A 12,729-nucleotide genomic window follows, 5' to 3' on the forward strand; every position below is an offset into this window, starting at 1 on the left:
CACATTTCCCCCCGGACAGGCGCTATAGCCCGTGGTCGTGCGGCTCTCGCTCCTCGGGCAGGACGAGAGACTAGCGGGGGATCTCGGTGGTTTCGGGCGCAGTTGAATTCTTTTTCCGACTTGACGGAAGTGGGACCCACCCAGGTCGTCGGACGGCGCCGCAGGCTCCGGGAGCGGTCACTTCTCCGGTGCGCGGGGGGTGGAGCGGTCGAGCAGGGACTCGACGAGGGCGGCCACATGGCGGCGGTCGTCGGCCGACAGCTGCTGGACGCTGGCGATGAGCAGGTCGACCTCGGGGTCGGCGGAGCCGGCGGCCGTGCCGGTGGCGTCCGAGCCGGCCGGCGGGCCGTACACATGGATGCCGCAGGCCTCCGCGGCGGCGCGGCGCACGGTGTCCAACGGCAGTTCCAGGCCCTTGGACAGGCCTTCCAGGGTGGCCGACTGGGGCATGCGGACCACGCGCTCGGTGGTGGCCAGGTGGTGGACGGTGGAGCGCGGGACGCCACCGCGGCGCGCCACGTCACCGTAGGACCAGCCTCTTCGGTCGAGGCGCTCGCGGATCAACTGCTGCAGTGCGTTGGCCACTGGTGCGTCACTTCCTGCTTGCCGCTCACTGGATCCGTGCATGTCGGAGGCGATTCTACGGGCGGGTGTACGGGCCGCCGAAAGAGTGATTCCCCGAACGGGTTGCGGAGCGTGTCCCCGAGGGCCTAGTGTCCAATCTCGTTGGACAGCACGTCCGACCAGATTGGACGGAGTCTGGGGGGAACCTGACTCCGTCCGATCGGAACTGCTTATCCCTGAGGGGGAACTGATCATGATGGACGCCCACGAGCTTGAGGCCGAGTCCGCCGAGCTGCTGCCGGGCCGCGAGGCCCTCGGAAAGCTGAAGTTCAGCTTCAACCGGACCACGAACGTCACCAAGCACGTCGCCAACATCGAGGCGGCCAACCAGTCCGCCGCCGTCAACGACCACTCCTCGTGGTCGGCGGCCGACTCCGGCGCCGCGCAGAACATCACGGTCAAGCAGTAGCGCTCGCGCTCCACCTCGAGCAGAACCCGACATCCACCGACATTCCGAGAGGACATCCATCATGAGCATGGACATGCACGAGCTCGACACCGAGTCCGCGGAGCTGCTGCCGGGCCGTGAGGCGCTGGGCAAGCTGAAGTTCAGCTTCAACCGCACCACGAACGTCACCAAGCACGTCGCCAACATCTCGGCGTCCAACGAGTCGCTGGCCCTCAACGACCACTCCGCGTACTCGGTGGCGTCGTCCTCGGCCGCGCAGAACATCACCGTCACTCAGTAGCGGTACGGCCACGGGGGCGGACCGCACGTTGCCTGCGAGGCGGTCCGCCCCCGTGGCGTTTCAACCGGGGGGAACCCGCCGCATCCGGGGGGACGCGGCGCGGACTTGGGGGGAGAACCACAATGACGGTGCTCGGAGACGGGCCCACGGCGCTGTACGGCACCGGGCCCGTGCCCGGTCCGGGCGGCCGCCCGGTGACCTACGAACAGGTCGCCACGGGCAGCGTGCCGGTCGTCGGACAGTCGCTGGTACCGCGGCTGAGCGCGGGGTTGCAGCTGCACGGCGAGTACCAGGGCTCGGGTTTCACCGAGCCCAAGTACATCGCCCGTCGGGGGGACGGGCAGGTCGTGCAGCTGTCCCGGCTGCTGTACCTGGTGGCGTCGAGCGTGGACGGCGTCCGCGACATCGAGACGATCGCCTACCGGGTCAGCGCGCGCTTCGGCCGCGAGGTCAGCGGCGAGAACGTCCGCTACCTGGTGGAGAAGAAGCTCGAACCGCTGGGTGTGACGGTCCCCGACGGTCAGGAGGACGACGAGGTCGACGCCCCGCGCTCCGACCTGCTGCTCGCCCTCAAGGGCCACCGGGTGATCTTCAACGAGCGGCGTACGGCGGCCATCGCGAGCGTCTTCACCTGGCTGCACCGGCCGCCGGTCGTCGCGGTCGTGCTGCTGGCGGCCGTCGTCATGGACGTTTGGCTGTTCGGCTTCTTCGGGGCGATCGAGCCGGTGCTCGAAGTCCTCGACCAGCCGGTGCTCATCCTGGTCGTGTTCGTCCTCACCGTGGCCTCGCTCGTCTTCCACGAGTTCGGCCACGCCTCCGCGTGCAGATACGGCGGTGCCCGGCCCGGCTGCATCGGGTGCGGGCTGTTCCTGATCTGGCCGTCGATGTACACCGACGTCACCGACGTCTACCGGATCGGGAAGGCCGGGCGGCTCCGCACCGACCTGGGCGGGGTGTACTTCAACGTCGTCTTCATGCTCGCCATGGCCGGGGCCTACTTCGCGACGGGGCAGCCGTTCTTTCTCGCGGCGGTCTACCTGGGCCACTTCGAGATCCTGGAGCAGCTGATCCCGGCCGTCCGGCTGGACGGCTACTACATCCTGGGCGACCTCGCCGGCGTGCCCGACCTCTTCGGCAAGATCAAGCCGATCCTGCTGAGCCTGCTGCCCGGGGCGAAGGGGCGGGCGGCCCGCAAGGAGGTCGCCGGACTGAAGAGGTCGACCCGGCGCATCGTCTCCACCTGGGTGCTGACCATGGTGCCGCTGCTCATCGGCGAGCTGGGGTACGCGCTGTGGAACCTGCCGCGGATCCTCGCCACGATGACGCGGTCGCTGACCGAGCAACTCGTGGGCACCGGTTCGGCGTACGCCGACGGGAAGTTCGTGGAGGCGCTCGTCGGGACGCTCGGCAGCCTCATGCTGCTGTTCCCGATGGCCGGAATCGTCTATCTGTCCGTGAAGATGGGCGGCCGTCTGGTCCGCACCGCGAAGAAGTCCACGGCCGGCCGCCCGCGCCTGCGCATCGCCGTCTGCGCACTGGCGCTGACCGGCCTCGCGGGCCTCAGCTACGCGTGGACCTCGGGGATCGCGCCCCAGCCGCTGCCGAAGCGCCCGCCCATCGCGCCGATCCTGCAACCCGGGGTCTCCACGCAGGAGCCCGAGCCCCGCAACGCCTCGACCTCAGACGGAAGCGCTTCGAACGGCCCCTCGGACAGCGCCGGTTCGGCATCGCCGTCGACACCGGGCGCGAGCGCGGGCCCGGGCGCCGACCCGTCGCCGGGCGCGTCCGGGAGTACGAGCGTCTCGACGTCCGGCTCCCCGTCCGCACCGGCGTCGGCCCCGTCGTCCGGCCAGGCCTCCCCGAACCCGGCGGGCCCCAGCCAGGCCCCTTCGCAGGGCGACCCGGAACCGTCGTCCCCGGGCTCGGGCGGCGAACCCTCCACCCCTGAACCCACCCCGACCCCCTCGGAAAGCGTCCAGCCCACCCCGTCCGACGCCCCCTCGACCCCACCGGCCAGCGATCCGCCGACGTCCTGAGGGAGCGTCAAGCAGCGGCGGGGGCACGGCCGATGGACCGACGGCGACGGAACTCCGCCCGTGCGGCGGGCCGTTCGGCTCCGGCCGACAGCGAGAGCCGACAGCGAGAGCCGACGACGGGAGCCGGCCGGGAGGCGAGGCCCCGGGGGCGCGGTCCGGTTCGGCCGGAGACCGCAGGGCCGGCAGGGCAAGTCGGCGGTCCCGCAGGCGAGTTGCGCGGCTGGTTCTGGTCCCGGGCGCGAGACGCGCGCCCGGAAGTCCGTACGGACGATTCACTCAGCGAGGAGATGCCTTGAACAGCCATCGAAAAACCCGTACCCCAAGTCCACTCACCCGGCGAGCCGTCCGGTTCGGGCTGTTCGCCGCCGGGATCGCCGGGGCGGCGACCGCGGTGCCGGCGCAGGCCGCGACCGGGACGACGCACTTCGCGTTCGCCGAGGACCATGTGTTCACGCAGGCCAACCGGGCCCGCCACACCCAGGCGAAGGACTCCTTCACCGTCCGGCAGTTCGGCACGACGAAGGCCGCCGCCGTACGCAACCAGGCCAACGCGGCCTCGGTGGGCTGCTCCGTCGACGACCACTGCCGCTCGGTGGCGCTGTCCTTCCAGATCGTCACCATCGCCGGCGAGCAGACACGGCTGAACGCCGTGAACCTCAGTGACGCCGCCAACAAGGAATGCACCGGCTGCCAGACCCTGGCCGGCGCCTACCAGTTCGTGGTCTCCACGCCCAAGGCATTCGCTCTCGACGCCGGCTCCAAGCGGCAACTCGCCGACATCCACCGCCGGTTGGACGCGCTGACCCGGTCCAAGCTGCCCGCGACCGAGCTGAAGAGCCAGGCCGACGCCCTGGCCGCCGAGGTCACCGGCGTCCTCAAGAATGCCGTCGCGCACGCCCCGAAGGGCGAGGAGAAGCCCGACGTCACCATGCACCGCCACCTGGACGGCTGGCCGGGTCGCTGACCGCACCGCCGCCGTCCGGCCGAGCCGGTCGCCCCGCCCGAGATCGCCCCTTCGCGGGCAGGGGGACCGGCCACGGTCGGGTCCGCCGACACCGACGCGGACCGTTGACATCGGGAGAGCCTCGGCGCACACTCGCAGTGATCGAGTGAATAAAACTTCACTGTACGAACACTCGCGAACTCGTCGGCCGCACAGAGGCCCGCCCCGAAGGGAACGCCCGATGCGTACCACCGTCGGCATCATCGGAGCCGGCCCCGCCGGTCTCCTCCTCGCCCGCCTGCTGCACCGCGCCGGCATCGACTCGGTCGTCCTCGAAAGCCGCGACCGCGCCTACGTCGAGCAGCGCCAGCGCGCCGGGATCCTGGAGCAGGGCACGGTCGACGTGCTGCGCGCGGCCGGCGCCGGCGGGCGCATGGACCGCGACGGACTGCGCCACGACGGCATCGAGCTGCGGTACGCCAGGAAGCGCCACCGCGTCGACTTCCCCGGCCTCACCGGCGGCCGGTCCGTGACCGTCTACGCCCAGACCGAGGTCTGCAAGGACCTCATCGCCCTCCAGCTCAAGGAGGGCGGCCCGCTGCTGTTCGGGGCGGAGGCGGTGAGCGTCGAGGGGGCCGAGGGCGAGCGACCGCTCGTCGTGTTCCGGTACGAGGGGCGGGAGGACGTCCTCGACTGCGACTACGTCGTCGGCTGCGACGGCTCCTGGGGCGTGGCCCGGAAGGCGATCCCCGCCGAACTGACCCGCGTGTTCGAGCGGACGTACCCCTTCGGCTGGCTCGGCATCCTCGCCGACGTGCCGCCCTCGCACGACGAGCTGGTCTACGCCCGGCACGACCGCGGCTTCGCCCTGCTGTCCATGCGCTCCCCGTCCGTCTCCCGCCTCTACCTCCAGGTCCCCGACGGCACGGACGCCGAGGCATGGAGCGACGACGAGATCTGGGCGGAACTGGAGCGCCGCTTCGAGACCGCCGACGACTGGCGCCTCGAGCGCGGCCCGATCACCCAGAAGTCCGTCACCCCCATGCGGTCCCATGTCCACGAGCCCATGCGGCACGGCCGGCTCTTCCTCGCCGGCGACGCGGCGCACATCGTCCCGCCGACCGGCGCCAAGGGGCTGAACCTGGCCGTCGGTGACGTCGTGACCTTCGCGCGCGCACTGACGTACAAGAAGGAGACCGGTTCCGAGGACCTCCTCGACGCCTACTCGGCGACCTGCCTGCGCCGTGTGTGGCAGGCCGAGCGGTTCTCGTACGACATGACGACCATGCTGCACCGCGCTCCCGACGCCACTCCCTTCGACGATCGGCTGCAGCTCGCGCGGCTGGAGCGGATCGCGTCGTCCCGGGCCGCCGAGACCGACCTGGCCGAGGGATACACGGGCTTCGCCCTATAACTTCTCTGTCCCAGGTCTGTCATGATCGGGCCTCCCGTGGTGGCGGGAATCACCCGGCCACGTAGCGTGTTGCGCAGCACGAGCAGGGAAAGATCCTCCCCAAGCAGTAGGGTCAATCCTTTGCCTACCTATTACTCTTGAGCCAAGGCCCACGAAGGTGGCCATGGAGGAGTGAAATGAGGAGCAGAAACCCGGTCTTCTCGCGACGGGGGTTCAGCCGCGACAACGGCTACGCGGGCTTCAACGCCTCGCCGCAGGCCGGGGGTCCCGCTGTCGGCACGCAGGCCAACCCGTACGCGCAGGGGAACCCCTACGCGAACAACCCGTACGCCCAGACTGACCTGCAGAACGGCGCGCCGCCGCAGGCGCCGGCCACCACCGGCCGGATGACCATGGACGACGTGGTCCTGCGCACGGCGACCACGCTCGGCACCCTGGTCGTGACGGCCGCCCTGGCCTGGGCGCTGCTCCCGGTCGACGACGCCAACATCAACCGGTCCTACGGGATCGGCATCGGCGCCGCGCTGATCGGCATGGTGCTGGCGTTCGTCCAGTCCTTCAAGCGCAAGGCCTCGCCCGCGCTGATCCTGTCGTACGCCGCGTTCGAGGGCGTGTTCCTCGGGGTCGTCTCCAGCGTCGTCGACAACCGCATCGCGAGCGGCGCGGCCATGCAGGCCGTGATCGGCACGATGGCGGTGTTCGCCGGTGTCCTGATCGCCTACCGGGCGGGCTGGATCCGGGTCAACCGCCGCTTCTACGGCTTCGTGATGGCGGCCGCGCTCGGCTTCATCCTGCTGATGGTGGTGAACATGCTGTTCGCCGTCTTCGGCGGCGGTGACGGCCTCGGCTTCCGCAGCGGCCCGCTCGGCATCGTGTTCGGCGTCATCGGCATCCTGCTCGGCGCGTGCTTCCTCGCGCTGGACTTCAAGCAGGTCGAGGACGGCATCGCGTACGGCGCCCCGAAGGAAGAGGCCTGGCTCGCCGCCTTCGGCCTCACGCTGACGCTGGTGTGGATCTACCTCGAGTTCCTGCGGCTGATCGCGATCCTCAACAGCAACGACTAGTCGCCGACGGCCGTGCGGTAGTCACGCCACAGGTCGCAGCAAAGGGCCCCGGGTTCGCTCCCGGGGCCCTTTGGCGTGGTCCAGGTGCGCGCCTAGAGGAATTTGCGCGCGGCCCTCCTCAGGTCGTACTCGTGGATGAGCGCCTTCGCGTGGCCGTACGCGAGGTTGTGTTCGTGGCGGAGCCAGCTGACCTTTTCCTCGAAGCGGAAGAGGGCGGGGCCTTCGTCGACGGTGCGGAGCCAGTCGGACACTTCACGACCGGTGCAGTGAGGGATGCGGGCGAGCATGTTGCGGTGGGTCTCCTGGGAGAACACTTGGGACATCGGCGCCTCCGGACGCAAAGGGGATGTAAGCCGGTCCTTCACGTCACCGTGCCTGAGCGTTGGCGTGTTGGCAACAGTGCGGCGCCGCGTACGCTCGGTCCCGTGGTTGATACGACGCCTTTGACGCGAGCCGTGGATCACTTCGCCGACCGGCTGCGGGCGGCTCCGCAGAGCCGGTTGCAGAGAAGCGGTGCGGCGGAGGCGCTGGCGCTGGCCAGGGAGTTGGCACTGCGTGCCCAGCGGATCGAGGATCCCGCGTGTGTGCCTCGGGAGATGCCGGATGCGGGGATGTTCGCCGCGGCCGATCAAATCACCGTCGCCGTGCATGATTTGGCCCTCGTGCTGTCGGACGAGGGCCAGGTGGAGGAAGCGGTTCGGTTGGTCGAGGAGGCGCAAAAGAGGGCGGGGGTCTGAGGTGCGTTGGCGGGTGCGGGTTCGCTGTGGCTGGTCGCGCAGTTCCTCGCGCCCCTTGGGGGCGTTGGCCCTGGACGGCGTTTGAAGGCGTAGCCCCTAAAGCGACGCTATGACCCGGTCCGCCAGGATGTAGACGTTCTCCTCGCCGCACGCGAACGTCAACGTGTACGCGCCCGAGACTCCCGAACCGCCCAGCAGGATCGGGGTTTCGCCGGTGCGGAGGGCGGCGGAGAGGCGTTCCGCCGTTTCGCGGTGGCCCGGGGTCATGCACAGGGTCGTGCCGTCGGCGAAGACGTAGACGTCGAGCGTGCCCAGCGGCCCCGGGCGGACGTCGGCCAGTTCGACCTGGGACGCGGCGAGTTCCTCGAGCGTGGCGACCGTGCGTTCGTGGTCGTTCACCACCGGTGACTGGACCGGTACGAAGTCCGGGTGGGAGGGGTGACGGCGGCGGGCCGCGGCCAGTTCGGGGGAGTCGCCGGCGAACGTGCCGTCCAGGGACGTGCCGCCCGCGAACTCGTCCGCGTCGGCGCCGGCCTCGGTCACCGACTCCAGCGGCTCAAGGCCCACGAAGTCGCTCTGGCGGGGCAGGAACAGCTCGCTGTCCGGCAGGCCCAGCAGGGTCGGCGCATCGCCGTCACGGGCCTCCTGGGCGGCCCAGAAGGCGCGCGCCTCGGCCAGTTCACGCTCACGTTCCTCGGCGAGCGCCTCCGCGACGGCGGCGCGTATCTCGTCGGCCTCGGCCGAGAGGCGGGCGGCGGGCACGAATCCGCGCGCGGTGCTGTGCTCCGCGAGCTGGGTGTGCAGGACCGCGACCTCACGGCGCAGCACCAAGAGGGTGCGCAGCACGGCGACGCCCACGGCGCCGGTGGCGACCGTGGTGAGCAGCAAAGCGATCGGCATAGCGCTCACTGACGTACTCCCGGTTCAAAGTCGACCCCCGACTTCCTACATCAGCTTGAAGGGCGGACTAACCAGCTGTCAGTGCGTAACGTCACGAAACGGACAGGACTTTGGGCCTGGGGTTTGGTGCTGTAACGGCTCTGACCTGCGGAAAACCCTCCACTTGGGAGATAGGTCACATCCTGGGGGAGATTGGATCACAAAACGGCCCGGAGCCCGGCGAATTCCCGGACTCCGGGCCAGAGGCTCACCGTTGGTGCCTCGGCGGTTACGGAGCGGTTCAGCTCAGGCGCTCGATGACCATCGCCATGCCCTGGCCGCCGCCGACGCACATCGTCTCCAGACCGAACTGCTTGTCGTGGAACTGGAGGGAGTTGATCAGCGTGCCGGTGATGCGGGCGCCGGTCATGCCGAAGGGGTGGCCGACGGCGATCGCGCCGCCGTTCACGTTCAGCTTCTCCAGCGGGATGTTCAGGTCGCGGTAGGAGGGGATCACCTGGGCGGCGAACGCCTCGTTGATCTCGACCAGGTCGATGTCGTCGATGGTGAGACCGGCGCGGCGCAGCGCCTGGTTGGACGCGTCGACCGGGCCCAGGCCCATGATCTCGGGGGACAGGCCCGAGACGCCGGTGGAGACGATGCGGGCGAGCGGGGTCAGACCCAGCTCGCGGGCCTTGGTGTCGCTCATGATGACGACCGCGGCGGCGCCGTCGTTGAGCGGGCAGCAGTTGCCGGCGGTGACGAAGCCGTCGGGGCGGAAGACCGGCTTCAGGCCCTGGACGGCCTCCAGGGTGACGCCGGCGCGCGGGCCGTCGTCCTTGCTGACGACCGTGCCGTCGGGGGTGGTGACCGGGGTGATCTCGCGCTCCCAGAAGCCGTTCTTGATGGCTTCCTCGGCGAGGTTCTGCGAACGGACCCCGAACTCGTCCATGTCCTGGCGGGTGACGCCCTTGAGGCGGGCCAGGTTCTCGGCGGTCTGGCCCATCGCGATGTACGGGTCGGGGACCAGGTCGTCCTCGCGCGGGTCGTGCCAGCTGTCGGCGCCCTGCTCGGCGACCTGGGCGGTGCGGGCCTCGGCCTCGGCGAACAGCGGGTTGTGCGTGTCCGGGAGGCTGTCGGAGTTGCCCTTGACGAAGCGGGAGACCATCTCGACACCGGCCGAGATGAAGACGTCGCCCTCGCCGGCCTTGATGGCGTGCAGCGCCATGCGGCTGGTCTGGAGCGAAGAGGAACAGTAACGGGTGATCGTGCAGCCCGGCAGGTGGTCCATGCCCATCTGCACGGCGACGATCCGGCCGAGGTTGAAGCCCTGCTCGCCACCGGGGAGGCCGCAGCCGAGCATCAGGTCCTCGATGTCCTTCGGGTCCAGCTCGGGGACCTTGGCGAGGGCGGCCTGGATGATCGTGGCGGTGAGGTCGTCGGGCCGCAGGTCCTTGAGGGAGCCCTTGAAAGCGCGGCCGATGGGGGATCGGGCGGTCGAGACGATGACTGCTTCAGGCATCACGGCTCCATTGGCGTACGGAAGCGGGCAGGGCTTCTTTGGAAGTTACCCGTACGTACGGTCAGGGTCACGGGTGGCGCGGTGTGACCCTGACCGCAGTTTCCAAGCGCTTGCTTTCCGGTCGGCCTTCCCGGAGCCAGGATTCAGGCAGCAGCCACATGGAAGGTCACGGAGTCACCCGTGCGGAAGGAGCAGAGCTCGCCTCCGGTGCCGGTTCGTGCACCCTGCGCCTCTTGCGTCGCTTCAGCAGCGCCCATGGACCCCGCGGACCCGTCGGCATCGCCGCCGTGACCTCCGTACCCGCCTCCGACGCGGCCTCCGCGGCTGCTCGGGCCACCGGCAGGAAGCCCTCGCGGCGGGAGACGTCCGGGCGTTCCTCCTCGGCCGGCCACAGGCCCAGGGTCGCGCAGACCGTCGGGAGGACGGCCATCGCGGCGGTCGCGTAGCCCTCGGCGGAGGGGTGGTAGTGGTCCGGGCCGAACAGCTCGCGCGGGTTCGCCTCGAACTCGGGGCCCAGCAGGTCGCCCAGCGACACCGTGCGCCCGCCCTGCTCGACCGTACCGATGGTCTGCGCCGCCGCCAGCTGGCGGGAGGCGCGGCGGGCCAGCCAGCGCAGGGGCTGCTGGACCTGCTCCACCGTCCCGAGGTCGGGACAGGTGCCGACGACCACCTCGGCGCCGGCCGTGCGCAGCCGGCGGACCGCGGCCGAGAGATGGCGGACCGAGCGGGTGGCCGGCATGTGGTGGGTGACGTCGTTCGCGCCGATCATGATCACGCAGACGTCCGGCAGCCGGGTCGGGTCCGCCAGGACCAGCGCCACCTGGCGGTCCAGGTCGTCGGAGGTCGCGCCGGGCAGGGCCACGTTGTGCAGGGTCACCTGGCGTTCGGCGACCGCCGCGAGGCCCGAGGCCAGCAACGCGCCCGGGGTCTGCCCGGCCCGGTGCACGCCCTGGCCCGCGGCCGTGGAGTCACCCAGCATCGTCAGGCGCAGCGGCGGTTCGTCGGGGACCGTGTACGCCGTTCCGTACCGGCCGTCCGCCACCGGGACGCGCCCGCTCGTGCCGTTGCCCACCTGCCGCTTGGCCATCTGCACCTCGGCCAGCAGCAGACCGACGGCGGCCGCGCCGGCCAGCCCGATCCCGCCACCGCCGTAGGCCGCGCCGGCCGCGATCCGCCGGGCCACCCGGGCCCTCGACATTCTCGTCATGCGTCGCCGCCACCTCCTCTTGGTCGTACACCCACTCCTTGCCCCGTACAGACGGTCCGCCAATCTCAACGGGGAGTGAACGCCCGCTCTTCGTCAGCTGCGGGCCTTAGGCTGGCGGAACCAATGACGACCAGTCCTTATGCAAGCAACCGGAGACAACGGTGCATTTCCACGACTCGATGATCAGCCTCGTCGGCAACACCCCGCTGCTGAGGCTCAACAGCGTGACCAAGGGCATCCAGGCGACCGTTCTGGCCAAGGTCGAGTACTTCAACCCGGGCGGCTCCGTGAAGGACCGCATCGCCCTGCGCATGATCGAGGCCGCGGAGAAGAGCGGGGAGCTTCAGCCCGGCGGCACGATCGTCGAGCCCACCAGCGGCAACACCGGCGTCGGGCTCGCCATCGTGGCCCAGCAGAAGGGGTACCACTGCATCTTCGTGTGCCCCGACAAGGTGAGCACCGACAAGATCAACGTCCTGCGCGCGTACGGCGCCGAGGTCGTCGTCTGCCCCACGGCCGTGGACCCCGAGCACCCCGACTCCTACTACAACGTCTCCGACCGGCTGGTCCGCGAGACGCCGGGCGCGTGGAAGCCGGACCAGTACTCCAACCCCAACAACCCGCTCTCCCACTACCACTCGACCGGCCCTGAGCTGTGGGAGCAGACGGACGGGCGGATCACCCACTTCGTCGCGGGCGTCGGCACCGGCGGCACCATCTCCGGCACCGGGCGCTATCTGAAGGACGCCAGCGAGGGCCGGGTGCAGGTCGTGGGCGCCGACCCGGAAGGGTCCGTGTACTCCGGCGGCTCCGGGCGGCCGTACCTCGTCGAGGGCGTGGGCGAGGACTTCTGGCCCACCGCCTACGACCGGACCGTCGCCGACGAGATCGTCGCCGTGTCCGACAAGGACTCCTTCCAGATGACCCGCCGCCTCGCCAAGGAGGAGGGGCTGCTGGTCGGCGGCTCCTGCGGGATGGCCGTCGTGGCGGCGCTGCGGGTCGCGGAGCGGCTGGGCCCGGACGACGTCGTCGTCGTACTGCTGCCCGACAGCGGTCGCGGGTACCTCAGCAAGATCTTCAACGACGAGTGGATGGCCGACTACGGCTTCCTGGAGGACGAGGGCCCCAGCGCCCGCGTCGCCGACGTCCTCAGCGACAAGGAGCACGGCGCGATCCCCTCCCTCGTGCACATGCACCCCGAGGAGACCGTCGGCCAGGCCATCGAGGTGCTGCGCGAGTACGGCGTCTCGCAGATGCCGGTCGTGAAGCCGGGCGCCGGTCACCCGGACGTCATGGCCGCGGAGGTCGTGGGGTCGGTGGTCGAACGGGAGCTGCTGGACGCGCTGTTCAGCAAGCGGGCCTCGCTGGAGGACCCGCTGGAGAAGCACATGTCCGCTCCGCTGCCGCAGGTCGGCTCCGGTGAACCGGTCGGCGACCTGATGTCCGTGCTCGGCGACGCCGACGCGGCGATGGTCCTCTTCGACGGGCGGCCCACCGGGGTGATCAGCCGGCAGGACCTGCTGGCCTTCCTCGCCAAGGGCGGGAAGTAGCGGAAACGTCCGGTGAACGGGGCGTGACGGAGGCGAAGTTGCGGTGGCCGGCCCCGGGGTGGTC

The 12,729-nt window shown here is 70.3% G+C and carries 13 protein-coding genes; 8 read left to right on the forward strand and 5 right to left on the reverse strand.

Annotated elements, in window-relative coordinates:
• Window positions 1-177 precede the first annotated feature (177 nt).
• Complete coding sequence (locus ACIP6U_RS15080) at window positions 178-585, reverse strand: helix-turn-helix transcriptional regulator (protein ID WP_401716747.1); 408 nt, start codon at window positions 583-585, stop codon at window positions 178-180.
• A gap of 232 nt (window positions 586-817) precedes the next feature.
• Here ACIP6U_RS15080 and ACIP6U_RS15085 point away from each other — a divergent pair, with 232 nt between their 5' ends.
• The 6 genes from ACIP6U_RS15085 (at window position 818) to ACIP6U_RS15110 (ending at window position 6,770) form a co-directional block, all read left to right on the forward strand.
• The gene (locus ACIP6U_RS15085) at window positions 818-1,033 is read left to right on the forward strand and encodes a hypothetical protein (RefSeq protein ID WP_185146437.1); all 216 of its coding nucleotides are present in this window, start codon (window positions 818-820) and stop codon (window positions 1,031-1,033) included.
• A gap of 61 nt (window positions 1,034-1,094) precedes the next feature.
• Entirely contained in the window at window positions 1,095-1,313 is a 219-nt protein-coding gene (locus ACIP6U_RS15090; protein ID WP_124003754.1) for a hypothetical protein, read from the forward strand.
• A 122-nt stretch (window positions 1,314-1,435) separates the two neighbouring features.
• The gene (locus ACIP6U_RS15095; RefSeq protein ID WP_401716750.1) at window positions 1,436-3,349 is read left to right on the forward strand and encodes a hypothetical protein; all 1,914 of its coding nucleotides are present in this window, start codon (window positions 1,436-1,438) and stop codon (window positions 3,347-3,349) included.
• Window positions 3,350-3,641: 292 nt separating this feature from the next.
• Complete coding sequence (locus tag ACIP6U_RS15100; protein ID WP_401716753.1) at window positions 3,642-4,313, forward strand: hypothetical protein; 672 nt, start codon at window positions 3,642-3,644, stop codon at window positions 4,311-4,313.
• Window positions 4,314-4,533: 220 nt separating this feature from the next.
• The gene (locus tag ACIP6U_RS15105; protein WP_401716756.1) at window positions 4,534-5,706 is read left to right on the forward strand and encodes a 4-hydroxybenzoate 3-monooxygenase; all 1,173 of its coding nucleotides are present in this window, start codon (window positions 4,534-4,536) and stop codon (window positions 5,704-5,706) included.
• 176 nt (window positions 5,707-5,882) lie between these two features.
• A complete protein-coding gene (locus ACIP6U_RS15110; protein ID WP_401716759.1) occupies window positions 5,883-6,770 on the forward strand; it encodes a Bax inhibitor-1/YccA family protein in 888 nt (295 codons plus the stop codon).
• Window positions 6,771-6,862: 92 nt separating this feature from the next.
• Here the strand turns inward: ACIP6U_RS15110 and ACIP6U_RS15115 are convergent, their stop codons facing one another.
• Entirely contained in the window at window positions 6,863-7,093 is a 231-nt protein-coding gene (locus ACIP6U_RS15115; RefSeq protein ID WP_124003749.1) for a DUF4287 domain-containing protein, read from the reverse strand.
• 102 nt (window positions 7,094-7,195) lie between these two features.
• Here ACIP6U_RS15115 and ACIP6U_RS15120 point away from each other — a divergent pair, with 102 nt between their 5' ends.
• Window positions 7,196-7,507 carry a hypothetical protein gene (locus tag ACIP6U_RS15120; RefSeq protein ID WP_401716762.1) on the forward strand — a complete coding sequence of 104 codons (312 nt, stop codon included), beginning with the start codon at window positions 7,196-7,198 and terminating at the stop codon, window positions 7,505-7,507.
• Between the two features lie 96 nt (window positions 7,508-7,603).
• On the opposite strand, the gene ACIP6U_RS15125 is transcribed toward ACIP6U_RS15120, so the two are convergent.
• The 3 genes from ACIP6U_RS15125 to ACIP6U_RS15135 all read right to left on the reverse strand — a co-directional run bounded on the left by ACIP6U_RS15125 (window position 7,604) and on the right by ACIP6U_RS15135 (window position 11,115).
• Window positions 7,604-8,407, reverse strand: a complete 804-nt coding sequence (locus tag ACIP6U_RS15125; protein WP_401717017.1) for a hypothetical protein — start codon at window positions 8,405-8,407, stop codon at window positions 7,604-7,606.
• Between the two features lie 280 nt (window positions 8,408-8,687).
• On the reverse strand, window positions 8,688-9,908 hold the full coding sequence (locus tag ACIP6U_RS15130) for an acetyl-CoA C-acetyltransferase (RefSeq protein WP_401716764.1): 1,221 nt from the start codon (window positions 9,906-9,908) through the stop codon (window positions 8,688-8,690).
• 166 nt (window positions 9,909-10,074) lie between these two features.
• Window positions 10,075-11,115 (reverse strand): SGNH/GDSL hydrolase family protein, encoded by a 1,041-nt coding sequence (locus ACIP6U_RS15135; protein WP_401716767.1) that lies wholly within the window; start codon window positions 11,113-11,115, stop codon window positions 10,075-10,077.
• A gap of 161 nt (window positions 11,116-11,276) precedes the next feature.
• Between ACIP6U_RS15135 and ACIP6U_RS15140 the strand changes: the two genes are divergently transcribed.
• Window positions 11,277-12,665: a cystathionine beta-synthase gene (locus ACIP6U_RS15140; protein ID WP_124003745.1), complete on the forward strand. Its 1,389-nt coding sequence runs from the start codon at window positions 11,277-11,279 to the stop codon at window positions 12,663-12,665.
• Window positions 12,666-12,729 lie beyond the last annotated feature (64 nt).

Origin of the sequence: Streptomyces sp. NPDC088794 (assembly GCF_044750545.1) — a bacterium.
Classification (GTDB): domain Bacteria; phylum Actinomycetota; class Actinomycetes; order Streptomycetales; family Streptomycetaceae; genus Streptomyces.